The sequence below is a fragment of the Micromonospora sp. NPDC049836 genome (genome assembly GCF_044465125.1).
In the GTDB taxonomy this organism is placed as follows: domain Bacteria; phylum Actinomycetota; class Actinomycetes; order Mycobacteriales; family Micromonosporaceae; genus Micromonospora.
Genome location: NZ_JBITLH010000006.1, coordinates 234,771 through 260,610, shown reverse-complemented (window position 1 = coordinate 260,610; position 25,840 = coordinate 234,771). Strand labels below are relative to the sequence as shown.

Here is a 25,840-nt window from a genome sequence, read left to right as displayed (position 1 = left end):
CCGGTGCCGTCCGGCCGTCACCCGGCCCGGAGCGCTGCGGCGCGGCCCCAGGACCGATCGGCCGTCATCCGACCCCGGCGCGCCGCCACCCACGTGCGGTGGCCGACCGACCGGATGCGACGCCGCCACCGACTCCGGCCCCGTCGTGACTTCCCCCCAGGACACCCGACGGGGCCGGTCAGGTCTCCTCCTCCAGCAGCACCAGGACGGCCTTCTCCACCGCCTCACGGGGCATCTCCGGGTCCACCGGGGCCAGCACGCCGTCGTGGTAGAGGTCCACGACGCGGGGATCCACGTAGGACGTCCGGGCCACCGTGGGGGTGTTGCCGAGCAGTTCCGCGACCGACCGCATGACCGCGGCGACCGCCCGCTTGCGCGCGGTCGCCGAGCGCTGGGCGCCGGCCGTGGCCAGTTCGGTGGCGGCCAGCACGGTGGCGTGCCAGGTCCGGAAGTCCTTGGCCGTCATCTCCCCGCCACTGGCGTCGCGCAGGTAGTCGTTCACCTCGTCGCTGCGTACGTCCCGCCAGGCCTGGCCGTCCCAGTAGCCGAAGAGGCGCTCCTGGGTCCGCCGCCGGCGGCGCAGGTTGGTCAGCACCTGGCACAGCTGCGGGTCCTCGATCCGGCGTACCTGCTCGATGCCGCCCTTGGCGGGGAACTCGAAGACCACGCAGCCGCCCCGGGAGCGGGCGTGCTCGGGGCGCAGGGTGGCCACGCCGAAGGTGGGGTCCTCGCCGGTGGCGTACTGGTCGCTGCCGACCCGGAACGCGCCCATGTCCAGCAGCCGGGTGACGGTGGCCAGGACCCGCTCCCGGCGCAGCCCGCGCAGGGTCAGGTCGTGCTCGACCTGGTCGCGCAGCACCGGCAGCCGGTGGGCCACCTCCAGCACGTGGTCGAACTTGGCCTCGTCCCGCTTCTGCCGCCACGCCGGGTGGTAGAGGTACTGCTTGCGGCCGGCCGCGTCGATCCCGGTCGCCTGGATGTGACCGTTGGGGTAGGTCGAGATCCACACGTCCTGCCAGGCCGGCGGGATGACCAGGTCCCGCAGCCGGGCCAGCTGGTCGGGGTCGCGCACCGGCTCGCCCTTCGGGTCGACGAAGAGCCACCCCTTGCCGCGCCGCCGCCGTCCGTAGCCCGGCCGGCCCGGATCGCTACGCCGCAGTCGCACCGGAGACCCGCACCGCCTGTTCCGCCTCGTCCACGGCGGCCAGCACCTCGTCGACGCCGATGGCCGCCAATGTCGGGTGGGTTCCTACCCCACCGGCCGCGGCCCAATCCCGGTCGGTCCCGGGGTGCTGCGTGACGCCGAGCACCCGGTGCCGGGGCCGGTCCGGCGGCGGGCCCCAGTGCGCCGGCGGCACCGGGCCGAAGAGCACCACCGAGGCGGTGCCGTAGCCGGTGGCCAGGTGGGCGATGCCGGTGTCGCCGCTGACCACCAGGCGGGCGTCGGCGACCAGCGCGGCCAGCTCGGCCAGGCCGGTGCGGCCGGCGAGCACCGCGTCGGCGGTGAGCCCGGCGTCCCGGGCCACCCGCCCGGCCAGCTCCCGTTCCTCGGCCGAGCCGGTGAGCACCACCCGGTGTCCCCGCCCGGCCAGCTCGCCGGCCAGCGCGGCGAAGCGCTCCGCCGGCCAGCGCTTGGCCGGGATCTTGCTGCCGGGGTGCAGCAGGGTGGCGCCGGCCGGCTGCCCGGGTCCGGCCGGGCGGCGGAGCGCCAGGTCCGCCGGGTCGGCCGGCAGGCCGTGGGCGTGCAGCAGCCGGCACCAGCGCCGGACCTCGTGCTCGTCGCCGTCCCAGGCCGGTCCCCCGGGGTGTCCGGCCGCGACGTTGCGGTAGGCGAGCAGCCGGCGCGGCCGGGTGGCGGCCAGCGCCCGGTGCGACTGCGGGCCCCGACCGTGCAGGTTGACCGCCACCTCCGGCGGCGGCCCCGCCCAGGCCAGACGCTGCGGGCCGGCGGTGGGCAGCACCCGGTCGACCGCGCCGGTCAGCTCGGCCAGCGGGGCCAGCCAGGCCGGCGCGGCCAGCACCAGCTCCCGGCCGGGCAGGCCGGCCCGCAGCCCCCGCAGCGCCGGCACCGCCGTGGCGAGGTCACCGACCCCGAGCGCCCGGAGCACCAGGATCACGGGTACGACGACTCCTGCGCGGCGCATACCACCAGCTCCCGCACCGCGCAGCCGGGCGGCTGGGAGAGGGCGAACATGACGGCGGCGGCGGTGTCGGCGGGCTCGTTGAGCACGGCGTCCGGCCCGGGCCGGTACTGCGCGTCCCGCTCGTCGAAGAACGCGGTACGCATGCCGCCGGGGATGAGCAGGGTGACCCCGACCGTGCCGGCCAGCTCGGCGGCGAGCGCCCGGGTGAAGCCGACCACCCCGAACTTCGCCGCGCAGTAGGCGGTGGCGTCGCTGACCGCCTTGACGCCGAGGGTGGAGGCGACGGTGACGATGGTGCCCCGGGACTCCTCCAGGAACGGCAGCGCCGCCCGGATCACCGCCGCCGTGGCGAGCAGGTCCACCGTGACGATCCGCTCCCAGGTCTCGGCCGGGACGTCGGCCAGCTTGCCGGGCACGTCCACGCCGGCGGCGGTGACCACCGCGTCCAGGCCGCCGGAGCGTTCCGCCAGCGCGCGGGTGGCCGCCTCGGCGGCCCGGGTGTCGGCCAGGTCGCACTCGACCCACGGCACCCCGTCGGCCGGGGCCCGCCGGTCGAGCACGAGGGGACGGCCGCCGGCCCGGGCCACCGCGGTCACCACCGCGGCGCCCAGCCCGCTCGACCCGCCGGTGACCAGGACGGTGGGGCCGGCCCCGGGGGACGAACTGCTGCTCATCGTGCTCCCTCCGCCGTGGACCGGGTGACCGCCGTCCGGCGTGCCCCGTCGCCGGGAATCTGTGCCGTGCTCCAGCCCCGGCCGGCGCGGGCCGCGGCGATCATGTCGGTGGTGGAGCGGCCGTCCAGGTACGGCACGACCACCGACTGCCCGCCCCAGCGGGCCAGGATCTCCGCCTCGGGCAGGGTCTGCTCGCCGCCGCCGGAGGCGTAGTCGCCGCCCTTGACCCAGATGTCCGGACGCAGCCAGGACAGCGCCGCGTGCGGGGTCGGCTCGTCGAAGATCATCACGGCGTCCACGCAGCTCAGCGCGGCGAGCAACCGGCTGCGGTCGCCCTGCGGCACGACCGGACGTTCCGGGCCCTTCAGGCCGGCCACGCCGGCGTCGGAGTTCAGGCAGACCACCAGGCAGTCGCCGAGTTGCCGGGCGGCCTGGAGGGTCGCCACGTGCCCGGCGTGCAGCAGGTCGAAGCAGCCGCCGGTGGCGACGACCGTGCCCCCGGCCGCGCGCACCTGGGCGACCACCGCGCCGGCCGCGGCCGCGCCGATCCGGTCCCCGCCGCTGACCACCAGCGGGGCGGCGGTCCGCACCGGCGCCGGCAGGGCGGTGGCCACTCCCCCGCCGGCGACGTACGCCGAAGCCTCGGCGACCGCCGCCTGCACGGCCTCGGAGACCAGCGCGCCCCGGGCCAGCGCCAGGGTCGCGGCGGTGGCGAACCGGTCCCCCGCGCCGCAGGTGTCCCCCTCGGCCGGCGCGGCGGGCACCACCAGCGGAGTGGAGCCGGCGTGGCAGAGCAGCGCGCCGTCCCCGCCGAGGGTCACCGCGACCGCGCCGGCCCGCCACCGCCGCCGCAGCGCCTGCGCCCCCCGGGACGCGGTGACCAGGCGGGACGCGCCCGGCGCGGCCTTGGCCAGCTCGCGGGCCTCGGACTCGTTCGGGGTGACCAGGTGCACGCCGGGCACCGCCGCCGGGCCGCGCGGGTGCGGGTCCCAGACCACCGGCGCGCGGGTGGCGGCCAGCGCGGCCCGCAGCGCCGGCTGCCGGGCCACCCCCCGGCCGTAGTCGCTGACCAGCACCGCCGAGGCGCCGGCGAGCAGGCGCAGCACCGCCTCGCTCGGTTCGCCCGGCTCGCCGGGCGGCCCGCCCCGGTCGTGCCGCAGCAGCACCCGGCCCCGGGCGTGCAGCCGGATCTTCTCCGGGGTGGCGCCGGCCAGCGGCAGCGCGTACAACTGCACCCCGGCCGCGGCGAGCAGAGCGCTGATCCGGGCCCCGCCGGCGTCGTCGGCGAGCGCGGTGACCAGCGCCACCTCCGCGCCCTCGGCGGCGGCGAAGAGCGCGGCCAGTCCGGCGCCGCCGGGCCGGTCGACGTACGTGGTCTCGTCCAGCACCGGCACCGGGGAGTCCGGGCAGAGCCGGTTCACCACCCCCTCGACGTCCCGGTCCAGCAGGGTGTCACCGAGCACCACCACGGGTCCCGTCACGCTCGACCTCCTCATCCGGCCCGTACCTCCCGGTCGGGGGCGTCCCCGAGCACCACCTCGACCCCGGTCCGCACCGGGGTGGCCGCCGGGCGGGCGGCCAGCGCCGCGGGCAGGGCCCGGTCGACGTACTCGCAGAGCACGTGGGTGGCGACCAGGTGCAGCTCCTGCACCACCTGGCTGTCCGGCGAGTCGATGGCCAGGGTCTCCTCGCAGGCCTCGGCGAGGGGGTTGGGGGCCGGCCCGGTGAAGGCCCAGCAGCGCAGGCCGGTTTCCCGGCCGGCGTGGGCGGCGGTGAGCAGGTTGGCGCTGGTGCCGCTGGTGGACATCAGCAGCAGGATGTCGGCGGGTCGGCCGTGGGCGCGTACCTGGCGGGCGAAGACCTCGTGGTAGCCGTAGTCGTTGCCGATGGCGGTGAGGGCGGAGGTTTCGGCGTGCAGGGCGATGGCGGACAGTGGTTCGCGGTCGTCGCGGAGTTTGCCGACGAGTTCGGCGGTGAGGTGTTGGGCCTCGGCGGCGCTGCCGCCGTTGCCGGCCACCAGCAGCCGCCCGCCACCGGCGAGCCGGTGCGCCAGCTCCCCGCCCCAGCGGGCCAGCAGCTGCTCCGCGTCCCGCAGCGGCAGCAGCGCGGCGGCCAGCCGGGTGAGGTGGTCCTCCAGCACCGTGCCGCCCACGCCCGGCCCGGGCGCCGCCATCAGGCGACCACCCGGCTGGGCCGGCGCACGGCGGCCACCTCGCCGTAGAGCTCGGCCAGCCGCTCGGTGGTGGTCGACCAGGAGTAGCGGCTGCGGGCCCGCTCCAGCGCGGCCGTCGCGTACGCGAACCGGCGGATCCGGTCGCCGAGCAGGCCGCGGATCGCCGCGCCCAGCGCCGCCGGGTCCCGGGCCGGCACCAGGTCACCGGTCCGCCCCGGCACCACCGTGTCGATCAGGCCGCCGACGGCCGTGCCGATCACCGGCACGCCGCACGCCATCGCCTCCAGCGGGGTGAGCCCGAAGGGCTCGTACCAGGGCGCGGCGACGAGCACGTCCGCCGAGCGGTACCAGCGCCCCATCTCCTCCCGGGGCACCGCGCCGATCAGCTTGACCCGGTCGGCGACGCCGCAGGACTCGGCGAGGGCGCGCAGCCGCAGCGCGTACGGGTCGGTCTCCAGCAGTCCGGCGGGCGGCCCGCCGACCACCACGCACTCGGCGTCGGGGACCAGCGCGGTGGCCCGGATGACGTCCTGGAAGCCCTTGCGTTCCACCAGCCGGCCCACGGTGAGGATGCGCGGCCGGGCGCCGTCACGCTCGGCGACCGGGCCGAGCGGGCCGAACGTGGTGAGGTTGACCCCGGACGGGATCACCGTCATCCGGGACCGGGGCACCCCCATCCGGACCAGCTCGGCCACCTCGTCCTGGCACTGCGCGACCACCCGGTCGACCGAGCGGCCCAGTTCCCGCTCGTGCTCGAGCCGCCCCGGCGGGCTGGTGTCCTGCGCGCCCTGGTGGCGCCGCTTCACGGTGCCCAGCGCGTGGTACGTCTGCACCACCGGCACCCCGGTGCGCCGCCCGGCGGCCAGGCCGGCCAGACCGCTCATCCAGAAGTGCGCGTGCACCACGTCGGGCTGCCAGTCGCCGGAGCGCCACCGCTCGGCCAGCCACTGCCCGAACGCCGGCATGTACGGCAGCAGGTCGTCCTTGGCGACCGGCTCGGCCGGCCCGGCGGGCACGTGCACCACGTCGTAGCCGTCCGGGGCGCGGACCGTCACCGGCAGGTCGACGGCGTCGAGCCGGGTGTGCACCCGTACGTCGTGACCGGCGGCGGCGAGCGCGGCGGAAAGCTCCGCGACATGCGTGTTCTGGCCGCCGGCGTCCTCCCCGCCGAGGACGGCGAGCGGGCTGGCGTGCTCCGAGATCATCGCGATGCGCATACTTCCTCCTCCAGCAGCCGGTCCCAGTCGGCGAGGAAACGCTCCAGGCCGTAGCGGTCGCGGGCGGCGGCCCGGGCCGTGGCGCCCGCCCGGCGGGCCGCCGCCGGATCGTCCAGCAGGCCCCGGGCCGCCTCGACGAGCACGTCGACCCGGGTGGAGAGCGCGCCGGCGGACGGCGGCACCGCCTCCACCGCCTCGGTGGTGGCCAACGCGACCACCGGCATGCCCATGGTCATCGCCTCGATCAGGCTCAGCCCGAGCGAGGTCCACCGGCACAGGTGCAGGTAGGCCCGCCGCTTGGCCAGCTCGGCGTGCATGGCGTGCTGCGGCACGTCGTCGTGGCTGGTCAACCGGTCGGCGGGCAGGCCGAGGTGGTCGGCCAGGCCGGCCACCTTCATGCCGTAGACGTCCAGCGGGGCGAGTTCGGCGAACGGGCGCAGCAGGTCGGTGCCGGTGACCCGCCACCGGCGGACCGGCTCGTTGATGACCACGGCCAGCCGGTCCAGCTCGCCGGTCCACTCGACGGCCGGGGCGACCACGCCGTGCTCGACGACGGTGGTGCGGGTGCCGCCGTTGTCCCAGAACAGTTCGTTGAACGCGGTGACGTGGGTGAGCAGCAGGTCGTCGCGGTCGGCCATCGGGTGTCGGGTGTTCGGCACGTCGCCCTTGGGGGTGTTGTGCTCGACGTAGATCGCCGGCAGGTCCCGGCCGGGACGGCGGCCCAGCCACTCGCAGGCCAGGTCGAACTCCTCCGGCCGCTGGAGCAGCACCAGGTCGACGTCGGCGCCGCGCAGCTCCTCGGGCGTCACCTCGACCGCGCTGTCCGGCCAGGGATAGGTGCGCGCCCGGCCCAGCCCGTACGGGTCACGGTCCGGGGTGACCGGCACCAGGTACCGGTGTTTGCCGTGCACGAACGAGGTGGTCCACGACCCGTGCACGTGCCAGACGAGGATGTTCATCGGCCCACCCCGCCGGTCACCGGCACGCCGCCGAGCGGCTCGGGCACGCCGGCCGGCACGCCGAGCAGCCGTAGCGCCTCCAGCACCCGCCCCGGTTCCACCGCGGTGAGGCAGGGGTGGCCGGGCACCGGGCAGCGGGTGGCCCGGGTGTCCCGGCAGGCGGCCCCGGCGTCGCCGAGCCGGACGGTCGGCACCCGGTACGGCCCCCACTGTCCGAACGGGACGGTCGGGGCGAAGAGGCTGACCACCGGGATGCCCAGCGCGGCGGCCAGGTGCGCCGGTCCGGTGTTGCCGACCACCAGCGCCGCGGCCCGGGCGATCACCGCGGCCAGTTCGGCGAGGCCGGTGCGCCCGCCCAGGTCGATCCCGCCCGCCGCGGCCACCCGGGCGGTCAGTTCCCGCTCGTCCGGTCCCCCGGTCACCACCACCCGGTGGCCGGCGGCGGCGAGCACCCGGACGATCCGGGTGGCCAGTTCGGGCGGGCAGGCCCGGGTCTCCACCGACGAGCCGGGGTGCAGCACCACGTAGCCGGGTGCGCCGGTCTCGGGCGGGACGGGCGGCAGCCGGTCGGTGCGCAGCCGCAGTCCGGGCTCGTCGCCGGCGGGCAGCGCGAAGCCCGCGGCGGCGGCGAGGGAGAGGGCGCGCTCGGGTTCGGGCACGCCGGCCGGGACGCGGTGCCGGACGTCGAGCAGGGCACCGGGGTAGTCGTCGCTGATCGCGCTGATCCGGGGCACGCCGGCCATCCGCAGCAGCAGGGCCAGCGGCAGCGCCGACTGGTGGAACGAGGTGAAGATCACCGCCTGGTCCGCGCCGACGGCGGCGAGCCGGTCGACGAGCACGCGCATGCCGGCCGGATCGACCGGTGGGGCGGGGGCGTCGATCCACGGCAGCGGCCACTCGATGATCTCGTCGACGCCGGGGAGCAGGTCGGCGGCGGCCCGGCCGCGCGGCCCGCAGAGCAGCACGACCCGCCGGGCGCCGGCCGCGGCGGCCCGGATGCCGGGGCCGGTGACCAGCACGTCCCCGGCCGCGTCGCTGCGTACCACCAGCACCGTGCCGCGCCGGGGCGCGGTGTCCGGCGGGGCCACCAGCCGGATCCGGTCGAGGATGGTGGCGACCGCGTCGGGCAGGTCGGCGGCGACGGCCGGCGCGGCGGCCACCTCCCGGGCCCGGGTGGCCGCGGTGGGCACCATGATCCCGGCGGCGCCGGCCGCCGCGGCGGCGGCCATGTCGGCGCCGATGTCACCGACCAGCACGCAGCGCTCCGCCCGGGTGCCCAGTGCCCGGGCCGCGGCGTGCAGCAGGCCCGGTGCGGGTTTGCGGCAGGCGCAGCCGTCCGGCTCGCCGTGCGGGCAGATCTGCCAGCTGTCGAAGGGCCCGAGCAGCTCCTCCACCCGGGCGTTGACCCGGCGCAGGTCGTCGGCGGTGAAGTAGCCGCGGGCCAGCCCGGACTGGTTGGTCACCACGGCCAGCCGCAACCCGGCCGCGCGGAGCCGGTCCAACGCCTCCCGGGCGCCGGGCACCGGCCGGACCTTCTCCGGGTCGCCGTTGTAGGGCACGTCCTCGATCAGCGTGCCGTCCCGATCCAGCAGCACCGCGTCGTAGAGGCCCGACGGGATCCGGCCAGTACCCGGTTGAACCCGGGCTGACCTGCACTGATCCCGCTCGTGGTCCCGTCGCACGGGCGGCGGGTTCCCGACCCCCCGAGGAGTAAACATCAACTTCGGCGGAGGCACCTCCGTCGGTGCCCGCCGGCCGGTCCGCGCCGCCGCGCACCGGGCACGGTCCGGCGATACCCGCCGCTGCGGAGAAGCTAACCCGGTGGCCGTTAGCGGCGGACGGGGCGGGGGTACCGGAAGCAGGTGGCGATTGTGGAGAAAGTGATCGACGCGTCCCCGCAGCAGGTCTTCGACGTGCTCGCCGACGGGTGGACGTACAGCGACTGGGTGGTCGGCACCGCGCACGTGCGGGACGTGGACGACAGCTGGCCCCGGGTGGGCAGCCGGCTGCACCACCGGGCGGGACCGTGGCCGTTCTCCCTGCAGGACGCCTCGACGGTGCTGGCCTGCGACGCGCCGCACCGGCTGGTGCTGAAGGCCGGGCTGTGGCCGGCCGGCGAGGCCACCGTGGTGTTCACCCTGGAGCCGCTGGACGACGGCCGGACCCGGGTCACCATCGGCGAGGAGTTCGCCGCCGGCCCGCTGCGCTGGGTCCGCAACAAGCTCAACGATCTGGTGCTGCACCTGCGCAACCGGGAGACCTTGAACCGGCTCTCGGACATCGCCACCCGGCAGAAATCGCAGCGCTGAGGGGCTACCGCCGGCCGGCGCGGCGCGCGTGGGCGGGCGTCCGTGCGGACCGGGCCGGGACAACTGGCTACCCTCTCAGGTGAAACCTGCCGTGCGACCGAGGATGTCTTTGATGATCGAACCCGTGCAGTTGCCCGCCCCGTGGCGCGACGCACGCCTGACCGTCGTCGTGCCCACCTACAACGAGGCGGGCAACCTCCCGGTGCTGGTCGAGCGGCTCCTCGCGCTGCCGCTGCCCGGGCTGAAGGTGCTCGTCGCGGACGACAACTCCCCGGACGGCACCGGCGAGGTCGCCGACAAGCTGGCCATCGAGCACCCGGAGCGGGTGACGGTGGTGCACCGCCCGGGCAAGGAGGGGCTGGGCCGGGCGTACGTGGACGGGCTCGGCCGCGCGCTGGCCGACGGCGCCGAGTACGTCGCCCAGATGGACGCGGACCTGTCGCACCCGCCGGAGGCGCTGCCCGGCATGCTCGGCGCGCTGCTCTCCACCCAGGCCGGCGTGGTCATCGGCTCCCGCTACGTGCCCGGCGGCGAGCTGGACGAGGCCTGGCCGCTGTACCGGCGGGCGCTCAGCGGCTGGGCCAACCTGTACGTGCACACCCTGCTGCGGGTCCGCATCCGCGACCTGACGGCCGGCTTCAAGATCTGGCGGGGTGACGCGCTGCGCGACATCGGCCTGGAGCGGGTGCAGTCGAACGGCTACAGCTTCCAGGTGGAGATGCACTACCTGGCCACCCGGCTCGGCCACACCATCCTGGAGGTGCCGATCCGGTTCGAGGAGCGCCGGGAGGGCGCCTCGAAGATGACCACCGCCACCAAGATCGAAAGCGCGCTGATGCCGTTCAAGCTGCGGGCCAAGCACCGCAACCTGGACAGCTGACCGCACCGCCACCGCCGACCCCGGCCGCCACCGGCGACCGGGGTCGGTCCCGGTTCAGCGGTAGAGCGCCCGGTGCGCCGCGCCGATCATCCCCTGGTACGCCGCGCCGGTGAGCGCCCGGTCGCGGGCCAGCGCGGCCCGGGCGGCGTTCGCTCCGGGCGCGCCGTGCACCCCGCCGCCCGGGTGGGCCGAGGAACTGGCCAGGAAGAGCCGGTCCACCGGGGTGTCCGCCCGGCCCAACCCGGGGATCGGCCGCAGGAAGAGCTGCTGGTACGCCGCGGCGGTGCCGCCGCCGAGCGCGCCGCCGACCAGGCTCGGCTCGGCGGCCTCCAGGTCGGCCGGGCCGGCGACGTGCCGGCCGACGATCAGCGACCGGAAGCCCGGCGCGGCCTCCTCCAGCACCTCCTCCATCCGCTGCACGTGCGCGACCACCTCGTCGCCGCGCCACTGCCGGCGGAACGGCAGGTGGGTGTACGACCAGAGCGACTCGGTGCCCGGCGGGGAGTGCCGGGGGTCGGCCACCGACATCTGCCCGACCAGCAGGAACGGGTTCCGGGGCACCTCGCCCCGGGCCAGCTCGGCCGCGTACGTGGTGAGCCCGTCGAGGTCGGCGCCCAGGTGCACGGTGCCCGCGCCGGCCACCGCCCGGTTCTTCCAGGGCACCGGCGCGGACAGCGCCCAGTCCACCTTGAGGGTGGAGCCGTCCCACTTGAAGTGCGCCAGGTCCTCCACCAGCCGGGGCGGCAGCGCCGCCGCGCCGACCAGGTCCAGGTAGAGCGCCGGGGCCGGCACGTCCGCGAGCACCGCCCGGCGGGCCCGCCAGGCGGTGCCCCCGACGGTGCGGACGCCCATGGCCCGGCCCCGCGCGGTGAGCACCCGGTCCACCCGGGCGCCGTAGTCGATCCGGCCGCCCCGCTCGACGAGCCGGGCCACCAGCGCGTCGGTGATCCGCTGGGCCCCGCCGACCGGCACCGGCCAGCCGACCTGCTGGCCGAGCATGGCGAGCAGCCAGCCGTACACCCCGGAGCCGGCCTCCTCCGGGGAGAGGTCGGTGTGCAGCGCGCAGCCGGCCAGCAGCGCGGGGCCGCCCTCGCCGGCGAACAGTTCGGCGCCGAGCTTGCGGACCGGCACGACGAGCCGCCGGGCCAGCCGCAGCGCCCCGGCCACCCGCAGCCGGCGCAGCAGGGCCAGGCCGCCGCGTACCGGCGGGAACGGGCTGGTGATGGTGTCGAGCATCGGGCCGGCCACCGTGCACCAGTCCGCGTACGCCTGCCGCCAGCGGTCCCCGTCGCCGGCCGCGAACGTCTCCAGCGAGGCGGCCGTGACGTCGAGGTCCCGGTTGACCACCGCGGCCCGGCCGTCCGGCAGCAGGTGGGCCAGCACGTCGGGGGCGTGCGTCCAGGTCAGCCCGTACCGGCCGAGGTCCATGTCGCGCAGCACCGGCGAGGCGTATCCCAGCGGGTAGAAGGAGCTGTACAGGTCGCTGAGGTAGCCGGGCGCGGTGACCTCGGCCGAGCGGACCGCGCCGCCGGGGACGGCGGTCGCCTCCAGCACCAGCACGTCCCAGCCCGCGTCGGCCAGCAGGTTCGCGGCGACCAGCCCGTTGTGGCCGGCCCCGATGACGACGGCGTCCGCGGTCGAAATCATCCGATCCGCCTACCCGGCCGGTTACCGGGCGAAACGCGTTTGTCCGGCCGGGGTCGGGGCATCCACTGCCGCATGTACACGGTTGCGCAGCTCATAGGTGGAGTGTGGGGCGCGGGTGGCACGGGAGGCGAGCTGGTCGTACACGACCCGGCGGACGGTTCCCCGGTGAGCACCGTGCCCGTGGCGACGGACGACGAGGTGGCCAAGGCGGTGGAGGCGGCGCGGGGCGCGGCGGCGGAGTGGGCGGCGACCGCGCCGGCCGAGCGGGCGGCGGCGCTGCACCGGGCCGCCGACGCGGTGCAGGCCGCGGCCGAGGAACTGGCCCAGGCGACCACGGCGGAGATGGGCAAGCCGCTGGACGACGCCCGCGGCGGGGTGGCGGCCGGCATCGGCACCCTGCGGCAGTACGCCGAGCTGGGCCCGGTGCGCGGCGGCCGCACCCTGCACGGCGCCGGCTCGGCGCTGGACTTCATGGCCCCCGAGCCGCGCGGCGTGGTCGCCGCGATCACCCCATGGAACGACCCGGTGGCGGTCTCCTGCGGACTGCTCGGCGCGGCGCTGGTCACCGGCAACGTGGTGCTGCACAAGCCGAGCGAGCGGACGCCGGCCACCGGCTGGCTGCTGGCCAGGGCGCTGGACTCCGCGCTGCCGGCCGGGGTGCTCTCGCTGCTCACCGGCGGGGCCGAGGTGGGGGCGGCGCTGGCCGCCCAGGAGGTCGACGTGGTGGCCCACGTGGGTTCCACCGCCACCGGTCGGGCCATCGCGGCGGCCGGCGCCCGGACCGGGGCGAAGGTGCTGCTGGAGAATGGCGGCAGCGACCCCCTGGTGATCGACGCCGGCGTCGACCCGGTCTGGGCGGCGGAGCAGGCCGCGCTGGGCTGCTTCGCCAACGCCGGGCAGATCTGCGTCGCGGTGGAACGCGTCTACGTGCACCGGGACCTCGCCGAGGACTTCGTCGACGCCCTGGTCGAGCGGGCCGAGGCGCTGGTCACGGGGCCGGGCCGGGAGGCCGGCACGCAGCTCGGGCCGCTGGTCGACCGGCGGCACCGGGACCACGTGCACGGGCAGGTCACCGCCGCGGTCGCCGAGGGGGCCCGGATCCGCACCGGCGGGCGCATCCCGGACGGGCCGGGGGCGTTCTACCCGGCGACCGTCGTCGCGGACTGCCGCCACGAGATGGCCCTGGTCCGGGAGGAGACCTTCGGTCCGGTCGCCCCGGTCGTCGTGGTCGACTCGTTCAGCGAGGGGCTGCGCTGCGCCGCCGACTCGCCGTACGGGCTGGCCGCGACCGTACTGACCGGCTCGATGAGCCACGCCCACCGGGCCTGGCGGGAGCTGCCGGTCGGCACCGTGAAGATCAACGCGGTGTTCGGCGGGGCGCCGGGCGGCGCCGCGCAGCCGCGCCGCGGCAGCGGCCAGGGCTTCGGGTACGGCCCGGAACTGCTCGACGAGTTCAGCACGGTGAAGGCCGTGCACATCGAGGCGCCGGGCGGCGGTCACTGGTGACCGGCCCGACGGGAGCCCGGGACCTGCGCGGTCCCGGGCTCCGGTGTCGTCGGCGGCTGGTCAGCGGCCGCCGCGCGCCTTGCGGGTGGCGTTGTTGTTGGCCTTCTCGATCGCCTTGACCAGCTCCGGCTTGGTCATCCGGGACCGGCCCGGCACGTCGAGCTTCTTCGCCACCTCCATGAGGTGGTCCTTGGTGGCGTTGGCGTCCACCCCGCCGGCCGTGGGCGCCCGCCGGGCGGGTCCGCCGCCGGCCGCCTGCCGGTCGCTGGGGCCCTTGCGTCCCTTGGGCTCCCAGTGGTCGCCGACCTTCTCGAACTCGTGCTTGACGGCGGCGAACGCGGTGCGGTGTGCCCGCTCCCCCTCGCCGTACGTCTCGACCGCCGAATCGTGCGTCTTCTCCCAGGTCCGCTGCGCCTTCGCCGGGGAGCGCCGCAGCGTGCTGGGCAGTACCTCGCGCCCGGGCATCTCGTCCTCCTCCGTCTCCGTGGGATCCCCGATGAATGCCCGCCCCGGGGCCCGGCAAACCGCACCGGTTTGTCGGCTTCCCCCACCGGGTACCGCCCGGGCCACCCATCGGTGGTGCGCCCGGCGGGTCGGAGGAGGCGTCATGACGGCGACGGATGCGGCGACCGGCGGCCGGCAGCGGGCCCGGCTCCCCCGGCGGATGCGCCAGTTGAGCTGGGTCACCTGGCGCGGCGTGCTGGTCCGCGCGGGACGCAACTTCGTCAAGGACAACTGCGCCGACTGGGCCGCCGCGCTCACCTACTACGGGGTGCTGGCGCTCTTTCCCTCGACCATCGTGGTGGTCGCCCTGGTGGGGCTGGTCTCCGACGGGCCGCGCACCGTGGACACGGTGATCGACCTGGCCCGGGAGATCGGCGCCGGCTCGGTGGTCGGCAACGAGGCCTTCGTCACCGTGGTGCGCAACGTGGTGGAGCAGCAGGGGCCGGCGAAGGTGTTGCTGAGCTTCGGTCTGCTCGGCGCGCTCTGGTCCGCGTCGGGCTTCATCGGCGCGTTCACGCGGGCCTCCAACGCGATCTACGGGGTCGAGGAGGGGCGCCCGTTCTACCGGCTGCGCCCGGTGCAGGTCGGCCTCGCCGGGGTGTCGCTGGTGCTGCTCGCGGTGGTGGCCCTGGGGCTGATCGTGAGCGGTCCGGTCACCGACTTCGTGGGCGACCGGCTGCACGCCGGCGGGCTGACCCGGACGGCGTGGACGGTGGCGAAGTGGCCGCTGCTCGCCCTGGTGGCGATGACCCTGCTGTCGCTGCTGTTCTGGATCGCCCCGAACGTCCGCCAGCCCCGGTTCCGCTGGCTCACCCCGGGCGGCGCGCTGGCCCTGCTGGCCTGGGTCCTCGCCTCGTTCGGCTTCGGCCTCTACGTGGCCAACTTCGGCTCGTACGACGTCACCTACGGCAGCCTCGGCGCGGTGATCGCCTTCCTGGTCTGGCTCTACCTGTCCAACTGCGCGCTGATGCTCGGCGTGCAGGTCAACGCGGAGCTCCAGCGTGGCCGGGTGATGCAGGCCGGCGCCGGGGACCCGGGCGAGCCGGTGCTGCCGCCGCGCGCCCCGGCCGAGTCCTGACCGGCCTGGGAGGTTCGTGACGAGTTGCCCGGATCAACCGGCCGGCCCCGGTTTACCGGCGGCCCCCTCGGGCATGTCTGTGGGCATGGAACGTGCCAGCAGCAAGCACTCACCCAGGGTCGACGAGCAGATGAGCAGCGAGGTGAACGGCCTCGTCCAGGGGCCGGGCACCGGAGGCTCCCGGGTCGACGAGTTCCGCGTGCCGGAACCGGCCGGGGAGGATCAGCCGGAGGCCACCACGGCCCCGGCGGGCGAGCTGCGCAGCGGCGCCCCGCAGGGGATGAGCTCCCAGGACGTGGAGGCGCGCAGCCGCCTGGGCCGCTTCATCACCATGACCGCCCTGCCGGGCGACCGGGCGGCGCTGGTGGCCAACGCGCGGGAGAACCAGGCGCCCGCGGACATCGTGGCGGCGCTGGAAGGCCTGCCCGAGGGCACCCGCTACCAGACCGTCTCGGAGGTCTGGGCGGCGCTGGGGCACAAGAACGAGACGACGCGCTGGTGACCGGGGCGCGGCCCACCGGCCGCGCGCCCGCACCGCGGAACAGGAGGACCCAGCATGAGTGGCGTTATGGAACACGTGGACGTGGCCGTCCCGATCCGCACCGCCTATGACCAGTGGACGCAGTTCGAGGAGTTCCCGCACTTCATGGAGGGCGTCCAGGAGGTCCGGCAGCTCTCCGACACGATGACCCACTGGACGGTGGAGATCGCCGGGGTGAAGCGCGAGTTCGACGCCGAGATCACCGAGCAGCTGCCCGACGAGCGGGTGGCCTGGCGCTCCACCGGCGGCACCGACCAGGCCGGCGTGGTGACCTTCCACCGCCTCGACGAGGGGCACACCCGGGTCACCCTGCAGATGGAGTTCGAGCCGCACGGCGTGGTCGAGAAGGCCGGCGAGAAGCTCGGCGTGGTCGACCGCCGCACGAAGGGCGACCTGACCCGGTTCAAGCAGTTCATCGAGCGGCGGGGCCAGGAGACCGGCGCCTGGCGCGGCACGGTCGACCGGCCCACCCCCTGACCTCCCCCGGTACACCCGACACCCGATGGCCGCCGGCGTTCCCGGCGGCCATCGCCGTTCCCGGCCACCGCCGGGAACGCCGGCCGTCCCGGGCCGCCGGCCGTTCCGGGCCAACCGCCCGGCGGCCGTCCCGGGCCGCCGCCCGGCGGCCGTTTGCGATCATCCGGCCCGGGTACCGCAGGGGAATGACCGACAACGACCGCCACGTGTGGCGCGACGAGGAACGGACCCCCCTGCACGAGCTGGACCGCGCGATCGCCCGGTCGACCCTCGACGGGCAGGCCGACGACGCCACCGGCAACGACGCCGGCGAGGAGGCCACGTTCGGGCACGGGCCGGAGGCGGTGGACCGGGGCGCCGGACCGGAGGCCGAGCGGCGGGAGATGACCGACGCGGACCGGGCGTACCGCCCGTCGACCACCGGCCGTACCGGCCCGGACAACATCTGACCCGGGCTCCGGGCGCCGCGGGCGCCCGGAGCGGCCCTCAGGCGGGCGGCGCGGCCCTCAGGTGGCCGGCGCGGCCCTCAGGTGGCCGGCGCGGCCCTCAGGCGGCCGGCGCGGCCCTCAGGCGGCCGGCGCGGCCCTCAGGCGGCCGGCGCGGCCCGCCGGGTGGCGACGACGTGCAGGGCGAGCAGGGCCACCGCGAGCAGCACCAGCGTCGAGCCGAGCAGCACCACCGAGGTACGCGCGAGCAGCACCCCGACGCCCGCGGGCACCAACGCGGCGCCCACCCCCGCCGCGCCCACCTGCAGTCCGATGGTCCGGTCCGCGTGGGCCGGGCCGACCCGTTCCGCCGTGCTGAGGGTGAGCAGCGGGAAGACCGGCGCGGCGGCGAAGCCGACCACCACCAGGCCGGCCACGGTCACCCAGGCGGGGGCCGGCAGGGCGATCAGCAGCGTTCCGCCGACCAGGCCGAGCAGGCTGCCGCGCAGCACCCCGGCGGTGCCCAGCCGCTCCGCGACGAGGCCCTGCACCACCCGGCCGAGGAAGAGACTCCCCCAGTAGCCGGAGACGCAGAGCCCGGCGACCGGACCGGCCACCCCGCGCCCCTCGGTGAGCAGCAGGTACGCCCAGAGCCCGGTGGTCACCTCGATCGCCACGTAGACGGCGAAGGCGGCCCCGCCGAGCCAGACGGCCGGCAGGCGCAGCGTCTCCCGGATCGGGGTGGGCCGCGGGGCCGGCTCGGCGCCGTCCTGGTCGGCGGCCAGGGTGACCAGCCCGCCCGCCGTGCCGGCCGGCTCGTCCCGCCCGTCTGGGACGAGGTGCCCGGCGGCCGGCGTGCCGGCCGTCCCGGCCGCCTCGACCGGGCCGGCCGGCGGCGCGTCCCGGCCGGTGAGATCGCCGCCCCGGTCCCGCCAGGCCCGCACGCTGAGCGCGAACGCGGTGGCCAGGGCGAGTTGGGCGGTGGCGACCGCGGCGTACCCCCAGCGCCAGCTCAGGCCGGCGCCGAGCACCCCGGTCATGATCAGCGGTCCGAGCGCCACCCCGAGTCCGAAGAAGGCGTGCATCCAGTTCATGTGCCGGGGGCCGAATGCGCCGGCCGCGTACGCGTTGAGGCCGGAGTCGATCGCGCCGGAGCCGATCCCGAGCACCAGCGCGAAGCCGACCAGTACGGCCAGCGCCGGGCTCAGCGCGTACCCGGTGAGCGCCACGGCGGCGAGCAGGGTGCTGCCGGCCAGCAGCCAGCCGACCCCGAGCCGGGCCAGGGTGAACCCGGCCAGCACGCTGGAGGTCAGGTAGGCCACCGTGCCGGCGGTGAGCACCACGCCGACCGCCTCGGTGGGCACGCCCAGGTCGACGCGGATCGACGGCCAGCCGACGCCGATCAACCCGTCGGGCAGGCCGAGACTGACGAAGGCCAGGTAGGCGAGGAGGAGCAGGGAGGCCCGGGGCGCGGCGGGGGTGCGGGACACGGTTCCCCATCCTGCCGTACCGCGGGCGCGGCGCGGAGGCCCGGCGGGATCGCTCGACCGGCTCCACCGTACGGACAAAAACCGCGATACGGACGGCCGGATTAACGGACAGCCCATCCAGAATCGGCCGAACGGGTGACGGCGATGCCCCGGCGCCGCGTAAGACTTTCGGGATGCAACAGGGCTCCGGTTTCCTCAGCTCCCGTCACCGCCGCCTGGCCTGGCTCGGCTTCCTGCTCGCCGCCGTCCAGGCGCCGGTCGCCGCCAAGCTGGTCGAGGACAGCTCCTGGCTGTTCAGCCTCGTGGTGGCGCTCATGATCGCCACGGTGATCATCGCCGACGACACGGCCCGCCGCCAGGCCGGGGCCCAGGCCGGCTCCTCCGACTAGCCCTCGGCCCCCGGCCCCGCCTCGTGCCCCGGGCGTCCCGGGGTGCGGCGCCGTTCCTTCAGCTCCGCCTCGAACAGGTGCCGGCGGCCCCCGACCAGGGTGTCCCGGGCGTGCCGGTCCAGCTCGCGGAAGAGCGCGTAGTACCCGTCGTCGAAGTCCTCGACGATCTGGAAGGTCCACCGGCCGGCGATGACGTTGCGGCCCAGCAGCTCCCGCTCGATCCGGTCGGCGATGGCCTGCCGGCCGGCCGCGCGGAACAGCGCCACCGCGTCGTCGAGCATCAGGTCGGCGTGGCCGATCAGCTGGTGCAGCGAGTACAGGTGGCCGCGGGCCCGCTCCACGGTCTCCAGCGCCTCGCTCAGCTTCCCGAGCGCCTCGACCGTGACGTCATTCACGCCGGCGGGCCGGCGGTGCGCCGGGTCCGGTCCGTCGTCCGGCTGCTGTCCCATTCCGTTCCTCCGCGACGTCGGTTGCGCCGGTTCGCGCGGTTTCCTTCTGCCCCCTGACGACCGGCTCAATCCCGCTGGCCACCGCCCGGTGGCGCCCGGACGACCCGGGCATCGTCCGGTCGGCCGAGGCCGCCCCGGTCGGCGCGGGACTAGCCTCGGTCACCATGCGCGCGCCCAACCACCGGGTCGAGACCCCCTCCGCGGCACTCTCCGCGCGAGCCAGCCTCGCCACCCTCACCGCCGCCGTCGGCACCCCCGGGCTGGCCGCGGCCGCCGCCGAGCCGGGTCTGCTCGCCGCGGTCGACCAGCACGCCGCGAGCGTCCGGGACAGCCTGCACGGCGACCACCGGCCGCTGACCGTGGCCGCGCTCGCCGGGTACGCCGAGGGCGTCCGGGCCGCCGCGCTGGAGCACGGGTGGCAGCCGCCGGCCGGGCCGGTCGACTGGGCCCAGCCCGACTGGGCGCTCACCCGGCTGCTCGCGGTCTGCCTGCTGGCCCGCTCGCTGGACCCCCGCGACCTGGCCTGAGGACACGGCGAAGGGTGCCCGCGATCGCCCCGCGGACACCCTCCCCGTCGCCCTGTCCGGCCTCAGCCGTTCGGTCGGCGGAACTGCTGGGTCTCGTCGCCCATCCCGCCGGAGCGGTACGCCCCCTGCCCGCTGCCGGACATCGAGGACTGGGGCGTGGCCGGTGCGGGCTGTCCGCCCCGGTCGGCCATCTGCCGCTCGTAGTCGCTGCGGCCGGCGCCCTGACCCTGGCGCTGCTCCCGGAACGCCCGGGACTCCGCGGCGGCCCGGTCGAGCCAGTGGTCCCAGCGCGCCTGCATCGGCTTCACCAGACCACCGCCGACGCCCACCACCAGGATGCCGGCCACCGTGGCGAGCACCGCGATCAGCACCGGAGTGGTGACGGTGGTGGCGATACCAACCTGGTTCAGCGCCGCGATCACACCGAGCGCCAGGATGAAGATCGCCGTGAGGTCGGCCAGCACCCGCCCGTAGGAGAGCCCGCCCAGCGCGCCGGAAACCAGTTCCCGGACGGCGTTGGCGATGGCGGCGGCGATGACCACGATGACGATCGCCACGAACGCCCGTGGCAACCACGAGACCACCCCGCGGATCAGGTCGCTGATCGCGTTCGGTCCCCACACCCCGAAGGCGAACTGCAGGGTGAACAGCAGGACCGCGTAGTAGGCGAGTTTGGCCAGGATGTCGCTCGCGTCGTACTTGGTGCGTTCGAGCGCGCGTTTGATGCCGCCGCGTTCGACGGCACGGTCGAATCCGACCCGTTCCAGTGCCGCATCCACGATCTTGAGGACGGCTCGGGCGATGAGCCAACCCACCACGAGGATCACGATGAACGCGATGGCCCTCGGGATGAAGAGCAGCACCGACCTCCAGAAGTCGGTCAGGGCGTCACCAATGTCGGCCTGCCCGACCGCGAGGGTTTTCGGCATGATGTCCCTCCTGTCGCGTGAACTGCGACGCCCGCATACCCCTTGCTATCGACCGCACGCCGAGACGGACCCCGGCAATTTCCCGACATGCCCCGCCGAACCGACCCTGACCTGCCCGGACGCCCCGGTCCGCCGGTGCCGGCCGGGCCGCGGGTCACGCGATGGCAACCTGCGCGCCACCCTCCGGATAGGCTGCGGGCATGCCAGGCACCGTCGGACGGGTTCCCACGCCGTCGGCCCCCGCCGCCGGAGGGCCTACGAACCCGGGCGGCGCCACCACCGGGGCCGGCCACCCGTGGGCCGGCGTCCTCGGCGCGCCCGAGGGGTGGGACCCGGCCCTGCGCGCCGTGGTCGACCTGGTGCTCACCTCGCCCGTGCCGATGGCCCTGCTCCACGGCGACGAGCTGAGCCTGCTCTACAACGACGGCTACGCGGAGCTGATCGGCCCCCGGCATCCGCAGGCGCTGGGGCGGCCGGCCGCGGAGGTGTTCGCGGAGGTCTGGCACGAGCCGGGCGCCGGGGAGATGCTGGAGCGGGCGTACCGGCGGGCGGAGCCGTTCCTGGAACACGAGGCGGTGCTCCCGGCCGACCGGCGGCCCGGCGGGGCCGAGGCGGCGGTCTTCACCCGGGGCTACTCGCCGGTCCGGGACAGCACCGGCACGGTCATCGGCGTGCTCAGCGTGGCCGCGCAGACCACCCAGCTGACGCAGCAGTTGCAGAGCCTGAGCGACTTCGCCGCCGCGCTCTCCGGCACGCTCACTCTGGACGACGTCGCCCGGGTCACGCTGCGCTACTTCCTGCACTCGTTCGACGCCGACCGGGTCTCCGTCCTGGTCGACGAGGGGACGGCCTGGCGGCTGGTCCGCCGGGTGCGGGGCGAGCTGCTCGACGAGGCCGACGAGCGGCTGCCGCCGCTGTGGCGGCGGATCGCGGCCGACTCCCCCATCCCGGTCGGGGTGACCGCCCGCTCGGGGGTGCCCTCCTTCACCGGCGACGGGCAGCCGCTGCGGGACACCGCCGCGGACCGGCACGACGAGAAGATCCGCGCGCTCGCCTCGCTGCCGCTGCGCTCCGCGGTGATCCGGGGCGCGCTGACCGTCGGCTACCAGACCGCGCATCCGTGGTCGCCGGCCGAGCGGGCGCTGTTGGCCGCCGCCGCCGAGCTGGTCGGTCAGGCGGCCGAGCGGGCCCGCCGGTTCGAGACCCAGCACGGCACCGCCCAGCTGCTGCAACGCAGCATGCTTCCCGAGCGGCTGCCCAACCTGTCCCGGCTGCGCATCGCCGCCCGGTACGACCCGGGCGTGGACGGCAACGCCGCCGGTGGCGACTTCTACGACGCGTTCGTGCTGCCCAGCGGGGCGCTGGGGGTTGTCCTCGGCGACGTGGCCGGGCACGACGTGCAGGCCGCCGCCCGGATGGGCCAGGTACGGGCCGCGCTGCGCGCGCTGGCGCTGGCCGACCCGCGCCCGGACGCGGTGCTCGCCGGGCTGGACCGGCTGGTCGCCAGCCTCGGCCTGGAGGGTGGGACGCAGGAGCTCTTCGTCACCGTGGTGTTCGGGGTGATCGAGGCCGAGCGGCAGCGGATCACGCTGGCCAGCGCCGGCCACCCGGCCCCACTGATCCGCCGCGCCCCGGCCCACGGCACCCCCTACGCCGAGTACGTCGACGTCCCGCCCGGCCCGCCGCTCGGCCTGGGCCACCGGCCGCCGACCGCCACCGTGCCGTTCCACCCGGGCGACACCCTGCTGCTGTTCAGCGACGGCGTGGTCGAGCGCCGCTGGCAGGATCTGACCGCCGGCCTGAGCGGGCTCGGCGCGGCGGTGACCGCGGCGACCAGCGGCGACCCGCGGGCGCTCTGCGCGGTGGCCACCGCGGCCGTGCCGGGCGCCACCGAGGACGACGTGGCGGTGCTCGCGGTCGAGCACGCGGTACGCCCCAGCCGCTCGGCCGGAATGCGGGTGCCGGCCGAGCCGACCGCGCCGAGCCGGGTGCGGCACTGGCTGACCGCCCAGCTCACCGAGTGGCAGGTGCCCGAGGGGGTGATCGGCGCGGCGGTGCTCTGCACCAGCGAGCTGACCACCAACGCGCTGCTGCACGCCGGCACGGCCGCCCGGGTGGAGATCGACCTGAGCGCGGAGCGGTTGCTGGTCTCGGTGGCGGACTCGGGCACCCGCGGGCAGGTCACCCGGGCGCAGACCGACACGCTGAGCAGCCGCGGTCGGGGCCTCGGCCTGATCGAGGAGCTGAGCGACGCCTGGGGCACGGATCCCACCGTGCGCGGTTCCACCGTCTGGTTCGAGATCCTCATTCCCGGCCGGTGAAAGGGCGCGTCGGCACCGGCCCGGCCGGGTAGGAGGGGTGCCATGGCCACCGACAACCGCTGCGGCGTCCTCTTCGACGTGGACGGCACCCTGGTCGACAGCACCTACCTGCACACCGTGAGCTGGTGGGAGGCGCTGCGTCAGGGCGACCACCAGGTGCCGATGGCCCGGATCCACCGGGCCATCGGGATGGGCTCGGACAAGCTCCTGGACCATCTGCTCGGCCCCGAGCGGGACCGGGCCGGCGACGGCAAGCTGCGCGACGCGCACGACGCCCTCTACGCCGAGTACTGGGAGCGGCTGGCACCGCTGCCCCGGGCGGCGGACCTGCTGCGCGCCTGCGCCGCACGCGGGCTGCGGGTGGTGCTGGCCACCTCCGCGGCCGAGCACGAGGTGGCCGCCCTGCGCGCCGCGCTCGCCGCCGACGACGTGATCGACACGGTCACCTCCTCGGCGGACGCGGCGGAGAGCAAGCCGGCACCGGACATCCTGGAGGCGGCGCTGGCCCAGTCGGGGCTGACCGCCGAGCGGGTGGTGTTCGTCGGCGACTCGGTCTGGGACGTGGCCGCCGCCGGCAAGCTGGACGTGCCCTGCATCGGCCTCACCTGCGGCGGTACCAGCCGGGGCGAGCTGGCCGGCTCGGGCGCGGTGGCGGTCTACGACGACCCGGCCGGCCTGCTGGACGGTCTCGCGGAGAGCGCGATCGCCGCCCTCACCGATCCGTCGCGGTCGGTACGCGCGCCGCGCCGGGCCGGTGACACGGTGACCGGTCCCACTGGGGAGAAGACGGACACCGAGGCATAGCGGGTTCCGTCACGGGGCACAGGGGACCACCTGCCCGGTCCGCGGGCGGCGGAAGGGTGGTGCCGTGGAACCGGTGGATGTCGCGTTCGCGCTGCTCGGCGTCGGGGCGTTGTTGGCGGGGATCCTGCCGCGCCTGCTGGAACGCCGGCCGCTGTCCATGCCGATCGCCTTCCTCGGGCTGGGCATGCTGGTCTTCCTGCTCCCCACCGGGCTGCCCGACCCCGACCCGCTGCGCTGGCCGGAACTCACCACCCACCTGACCGAGGTCGGCGTGATCGTGGCGCTGATGGGCGCCGGCCTGAAGATCGACCGGCCGCTGAGCTGGGCCTGCTGGTCGTCGACCTGGCGGCTGCTGGCCATCGCCATGCCGGTGTGCATCGCCGCCGTGGCGCTGCTGGGCTGGTGGTGGGCCGGCCTGGTGCCGGCGGCGGCGCTGCTGCTCGGCGCCGCGCTCGCCCCGACCGACCCGGTGCTCGCCTCCGACGTGCAGGTCGGCGAGCCGACCGACGCGGAGGACTCCGAGGACGAGGTGCGCTTCGCGCTCACCTCGGAGGCGGGCCTCAACGACGGATTGGCCTTCCCCTTCGTGTACGCGGCCATCGCCATCGCCACCACCAGCCTCGCCCCGCGGGACTGGCTGGCCCACTGGGTCACCGTCGACGTGCTCTGGAAGCTCGCCGTGGGCGTGGGCGGCGGCCTGCTGATCGGCTGGCTGCTGGGCAAGCTCTTCTTCCGGGCGCCGAGCCAGCTCCGGTTGGCCCGGCACGCCGAGGGCTTCCTCGCCCTGGCCGCGACGTTCCTGGCGTACGGGCTGGTCGAGGTGGTCGGCGGGTACGGCTTCCTGGCCGTGTTCGTGGCCGCCCGGGCGATCCGGGCGGCGGAACGCACCCACGAGTTCCACTCGGTGCTGCACGACTTCGCCGAGCAGATCGAACGGCTGCTCACCGTGCTGTTGCTGCTGCTGTTCGGGGGCGCGGTGATCTCCGGCCTGCTCGCCCCGCTGACCTGGCCGGCGGCGTTGGTCGGGCTGGCCCTGGTCTTCGTGATCCGGCCGGCGGTGGCCTGGCTGTCGCTGCGCGGCGCGCCGGGCCGGCCGGCCGAGCACTGGGTGATCGCCCTGTTCGGCATCCGCGGCGTCGGCTCGTTCTACTACCTGGCGTACGCGACCAGCGCGACCGCGTTTCCCCAGGCCGAGCTGGTGTGGGCCACGGTCGGGCTGGTGGTGACGGTCTCGGTGGTGGTGCACGGCATCGCGGCCACCCCGGTGATGCAACTGCTGGACCGGGCCGACGAGCGGACGCGCGACAGCGCGGAACGGGACCGGTCGGACGAACCCGCCCTGGGCGGGGTCCGCGGCTGAGCGGGGCGGGCGGTCAGCCGGGTACGGCGTGCAGCCGGGCGGCCAGCGCGCGGCCCAGGTCCCGCCCCGAACGCCAGGCGCTCTGCACCCGGGGCCGGCCGAACGCGTCCCCGGCCAGGCCGATCCCGTCGTCGTCGAGGTGGTAGGTCCGGTCGCCGCCGACGCCGGGCTTGGCGTAGGTCCACCGGTGCACGTGGGTCAGCTCGGCCGGTTCGGGGAGCCCGAGCAGGTCCCGGACCGCCTGCTCGATGGCCGGGCCGGCGGCGGTGGGCTGGAGCAGGTGACCGGCGGCGAACTCCGGTGTGGTGTGCGCGACCAGCACCGGCGCCCCGTCCCCGCGCCGGTCGCCGTCGTCGCAGACCAGCGCGAGCACCGGGTGGTCGTTGACGAACGCGCCCGGGAACGGCGGCCAGCGCCGGGTCGGGAAGCGCAGCACCCCGGCCAGCGTGGACGACCAGCGCTGCGTGCCGACCGCCCGGGTCGACGCGGCGAGGGCCGGGTCGAGCAGCAGGGCCGCCTGCGGGCCGGGCATGGCCAGCACCACGGCCTCGGCCGGGCGGCCGTCCACGCGCGGGCCCGGTTCGACGGTCATGACGAGCCGGTTGTGCGTCACCGGGAGGTCGCCGGCCAGGTGCTCGACCAGCGAGCGCAGGCCGCGCGGCGCGGCCCAGCGGGTCGGCCCGGGCACCGCGCGCCGCCCGTCCGGTCCGTACGCCAGGAAGGTGTCGGTCCATTCCCGGACCAGCCCGGCGGCCTGCCACCGCCGGACCACCGCGGCGAAGTCGGGATCGTCCACGGTGAGGTAGGCGGCGCCCAGGTCGGCGGGCCGGCCGGCGAAGCGTTTGGTGGCCATCCGCCCACCGGTCACCCGGGCCCGTTCCCGGACCTCGACCGGGATGCCGGCCCGGACCAGTTCGTTGGCGCACGCCACGCCGGCGATGCCCGCGCCGACCACCACGACACCCGACGTCACCCGGTGATCGTATGTGCCGGCCGGCATGAAGCCGGCGGCACCCGGGTAGTGGTACACCCGTTCG

The 25,840-nt window shown here is 76.1% G+C and carries 26 protein-coding genes; 12 read left to right on the top strand and 14 right to left on the bottom strand.

Translation table 11 applies throughout. The features are described 5' to 3' along the window. Positions 1-178 precede the first annotated feature (178 nt). The 8 genes from ACIBPB_RS18585 to ACIBPB_RS18550 are packed head-to-tail and all read right to left on the bottom strand — an operon-like array spanning position 179 to position 8,885. Complete coding sequence (locus tag ACIBPB_RS18585; RefSeq protein ID WP_396840810.1) at positions 179-1,165, bottom strand: DNA topoisomerase IB; 987 nt, start codon at positions 1,163-1,165, stop codon at positions 179-181. Beyond that, the gene (locus tag ACIBPB_RS18580) at positions 1,149-2,117 is read right to left on the bottom strand and encodes a glycosyltransferase family 9 protein (RefSeq protein WP_396840809.1); all 969 of its coding nucleotides are present in this window, start codon (positions 2,115-2,117) and stop codon (positions 1,149-1,151) included. Before ACIBPB_RS18580 ends, ACIBPB_RS18585 begins: the two co-directional genes overlap by 17 nt. After that, entirely contained in the window at positions 2,114-2,818 is a 705-nt protein-coding gene (locus ACIBPB_RS18575) for an SDR family oxidoreductase (protein ID WP_396840808.1), read from the bottom strand. Before ACIBPB_RS18575 ends, ACIBPB_RS18580 begins: the two co-directional genes overlap by 4 nt. Then, the gene (locus ACIBPB_RS18570) at positions 2,815-4,314 is read right to left on the bottom strand and encodes a PfkB family carbohydrate kinase (protein ID WP_396840807.1); all 1,500 of its coding nucleotides are present in this window, start codon (positions 4,312-4,314) and stop codon (positions 2,815-2,817) included. The genes ACIBPB_RS18575 and ACIBPB_RS18570 overlap by 4 nt, the downstream gene beginning before the upstream one ends. After that, positions 4,311-4,991 (bottom strand): SIS domain-containing protein, encoded by a 681-nt coding sequence (locus tag ACIBPB_RS18565; protein WP_396840806.1) that lies wholly within the window; start codon positions 4,989-4,991, stop codon positions 4,311-4,313. Before ACIBPB_RS18565 ends, ACIBPB_RS18570 begins: the two co-directional genes overlap by 4 nt. After that, on the bottom strand, positions 4,991-6,208 hold the full coding sequence (locus tag ACIBPB_RS18560) for a glycosyltransferase (protein WP_396840805.1): 1,218 nt from the start codon (positions 6,206-6,208) through the stop codon (positions 4,991-4,993). Before ACIBPB_RS18560 ends, ACIBPB_RS18565 begins: the two co-directional genes overlap by 1 nt. After that, positions 6,193-7,167, bottom strand: coding sequence for a glycosyltransferase (locus ACIBPB_RS18555; protein WP_396840804.1), 975 nt, complete (start codon positions 7,165-7,167; stop codon positions 6,193-6,195). Before ACIBPB_RS18555 ends, ACIBPB_RS18560 begins: the two co-directional genes overlap by 16 nt. After that, on the bottom strand, positions 7,164-8,885 hold the full coding sequence (locus ACIBPB_RS18550; protein ID WP_396840803.1) for an HAD-IIIA family hydrolase: 1,722 nt from the start codon (positions 8,883-8,885) through the stop codon (positions 7,164-7,166). Before ACIBPB_RS18550 ends, ACIBPB_RS18555 begins: the two co-directional genes overlap by 4 nt. A 153-nt stretch (positions 8,886-9,038) precedes the next feature. On the opposite strand from ACIBPB_RS18550, the gene ACIBPB_RS18545 reads away from it, so the two are divergent. Continuing rightward, the gene (locus tag ACIBPB_RS18545; protein WP_396840802.1) at positions 9,039-9,476 is read left to right on the top strand and encodes an SRPBCC family protein; all 438 of its coding nucleotides are present in this window, start codon (positions 9,039-9,041) and stop codon (positions 9,474-9,476) included. Positions 9,477-9,588: 112 nt separating this feature from the next. After that, positions 9,589-10,356: a polyprenol monophosphomannose synthase gene (locus ACIBPB_RS18540; RefSeq protein ID WP_396840801.1), complete on the top strand. Its 768-nt coding sequence runs from the start codon at positions 9,589-9,591 to the stop codon at positions 10,354-10,356. A 54-nt stretch (positions 10,357-10,410) separates the two neighbouring features. Here ACIBPB_RS18540 and ACIBPB_RS18535 read toward each other — a convergent pair whose 3' ends face one another. Beyond that, positions 10,411-12,003: a phytoene desaturase family protein gene (locus ACIBPB_RS18535; RefSeq protein WP_396840800.1), complete on the bottom strand. Its 1,593-nt coding sequence runs from the start codon at positions 12,001-12,003 to the stop codon at positions 10,411-10,413. A 72-nt stretch (positions 12,004-12,075) separates the two neighbouring features. On the opposite strand from ACIBPB_RS18535, the gene ACIBPB_RS18530 reads away from it, so the two are divergent. Further along, positions 12,076-13,509, top strand: coding sequence for an aldehyde dehydrogenase family protein (locus ACIBPB_RS18530; RefSeq protein ID WP_396840799.1), 1,434 nt, complete (start codon positions 12,076-12,078; stop codon positions 13,507-13,509). A 60-nt stretch (positions 13,510-13,569) separates the two neighbouring features. Here ACIBPB_RS18530 and ACIBPB_RS18525 read toward each other — a convergent pair whose 3' ends face one another. Then, positions 13,570-13,974, bottom strand: a complete 405-nt coding sequence (locus tag ACIBPB_RS18525) for a ChaB family protein (RefSeq protein ID WP_046562869.1) — start codon at positions 13,972-13,974, stop codon at positions 13,570-13,572. Between the two features lie 142 nt (positions 13,975-14,116). On the opposite strand from ACIBPB_RS18525, the gene ACIBPB_RS18520 reads away from it, so the two are divergent. The 4 genes from ACIBPB_RS18520 to ACIBPB_RS18505 all read left to right on the top strand — a co-directional run bounded on the left by ACIBPB_RS18520 (position 14,117) and on the right by ACIBPB_RS18505 (position 16,558). After that, entirely contained in the window at positions 14,117-15,091 is a 975-nt protein-coding gene (locus tag ACIBPB_RS18520) for a YihY/virulence factor BrkB family protein (protein WP_396840798.1), read from the top strand. Between the two features lie 85 nt (positions 15,092-15,176). Next, entirely contained in the window at positions 15,177-15,593 is a 417-nt protein-coding gene (locus tag ACIBPB_RS18515; RefSeq protein ID WP_046562871.1) for a DUF2795 domain-containing protein, read from the top strand. Between the two features lie 54 nt (positions 15,594-15,647). Continuing rightward, a complete protein-coding gene (locus ACIBPB_RS18510) occupies positions 15,648-16,109 on the top strand; it encodes an SRPBCC family protein (RefSeq protein WP_396840797.1) in 462 nt (153 codons plus the stop codon). Between the two features lie 185 nt (positions 16,110-16,294). Further along, entirely contained in the window at positions 16,295-16,558 is a 264-nt protein-coding gene (locus ACIBPB_RS18505) for a hypothetical protein (protein WP_396840796.1), read from the top strand. 137 nt (positions 16,559-16,695) lie between these two features. Here the strand turns inward: ACIBPB_RS18505 and ACIBPB_RS18500 are convergent, their stop codons facing one another. Next, positions 16,696-18,024 (bottom strand): MFS transporter, encoded by a 1,329-nt coding sequence (locus ACIBPB_RS18500; RefSeq protein WP_396840795.1) that lies wholly within the window; start codon positions 18,022-18,024, stop codon positions 16,696-16,698. Positions 18,025-18,197: 173 nt separating this feature from the next. Here ACIBPB_RS18500 and ACIBPB_RS18495 point away from each other — a divergent pair, with 173 nt between their 5' ends. Then, positions 18,198-18,413, top strand: coding sequence for a hypothetical protein (locus ACIBPB_RS18495; RefSeq protein WP_357328106.1), 216 nt, complete (start codon positions 18,198-18,200; stop codon positions 18,411-18,413). Here ACIBPB_RS18495 and ACIBPB_RS18490 read toward each other — a convergent pair. Then, positions 18,410-18,862: a hypothetical protein gene (locus tag ACIBPB_RS18490; RefSeq protein WP_396840794.1), complete on the bottom strand. Its 453-nt coding sequence runs from the start codon at positions 18,860-18,862 to the stop codon at positions 18,410-18,412. The genes ACIBPB_RS18495 and ACIBPB_RS18490 overlap by 4 nt on opposite strands. A gap of 164 nt (positions 18,863-19,026) precedes the next feature. Here ACIBPB_RS18490 and ACIBPB_RS18485 point away from each other — a divergent pair, with 164 nt between their 5' ends. Beyond that, entirely contained in the window at positions 19,027-19,389 is a 363-nt protein-coding gene (locus ACIBPB_RS18485) for a DUF6401 family natural product biosynthesis protein (RefSeq protein WP_396840793.1), read from the top strand. Positions 19,390-19,451: 62 nt separating this feature from the next. On the opposite strand, the gene ACIBPB_RS18480 is transcribed toward ACIBPB_RS18485, so the two are convergent. Beyond that, positions 19,452-20,318: a hypothetical protein gene (locus ACIBPB_RS18480; RefSeq protein WP_396840792.1), complete on the bottom strand. Its 867-nt coding sequence runs from the start codon at positions 20,316-20,318 to the stop codon at positions 19,452-19,454. Positions 20,319-20,518: 200 nt separating this feature from the next. Here ACIBPB_RS18480 and ACIBPB_RS18475 point away from each other — a divergent pair, with 200 nt between their 5' ends. From ACIBPB_RS18475 to ACIBPB_RS18465, 3 genes are all read left to right on the top strand, one after another. Beyond that, the gene (locus ACIBPB_RS18475) at positions 20,519-22,639 is read left to right on the top strand and encodes a SpoIIE family protein phosphatase (RefSeq protein ID WP_396840791.1); all 2,121 of its coding nucleotides are present in this window, start codon (positions 20,519-20,521) and stop codon (positions 22,637-22,639) included. A 42-nt stretch (positions 22,640-22,681) separates the two neighbouring features. Then, entirely contained in the window at positions 22,682-23,443 is a 762-nt protein-coding gene (locus tag ACIBPB_RS18470) for an HAD family hydrolase (RefSeq protein WP_396840790.1), read from the top strand. 64 nt (positions 23,444-23,507) lie between these two features. Further along, positions 23,508-24,803, top strand: a complete 1,296-nt coding sequence (locus ACIBPB_RS18465; protein WP_396840789.1) for a cation:proton antiporter — start codon at positions 23,508-23,510, stop codon at positions 24,801-24,803. 13 nt (positions 24,804-24,816) lie between these two features. Here ACIBPB_RS18465 and ACIBPB_RS18460 read toward each other — a convergent pair whose 3' ends face one another. Beyond that, on the bottom strand, positions 24,817-25,803 hold the full coding sequence (locus ACIBPB_RS18460) for an NAD(P)/FAD-dependent oxidoreductase (protein WP_396840788.1): 987 nt from the start codon (positions 25,801-25,803) through the stop codon (positions 24,817-24,819). Positions 25,804-25,840: the final 37 nt, after the last annotated feature.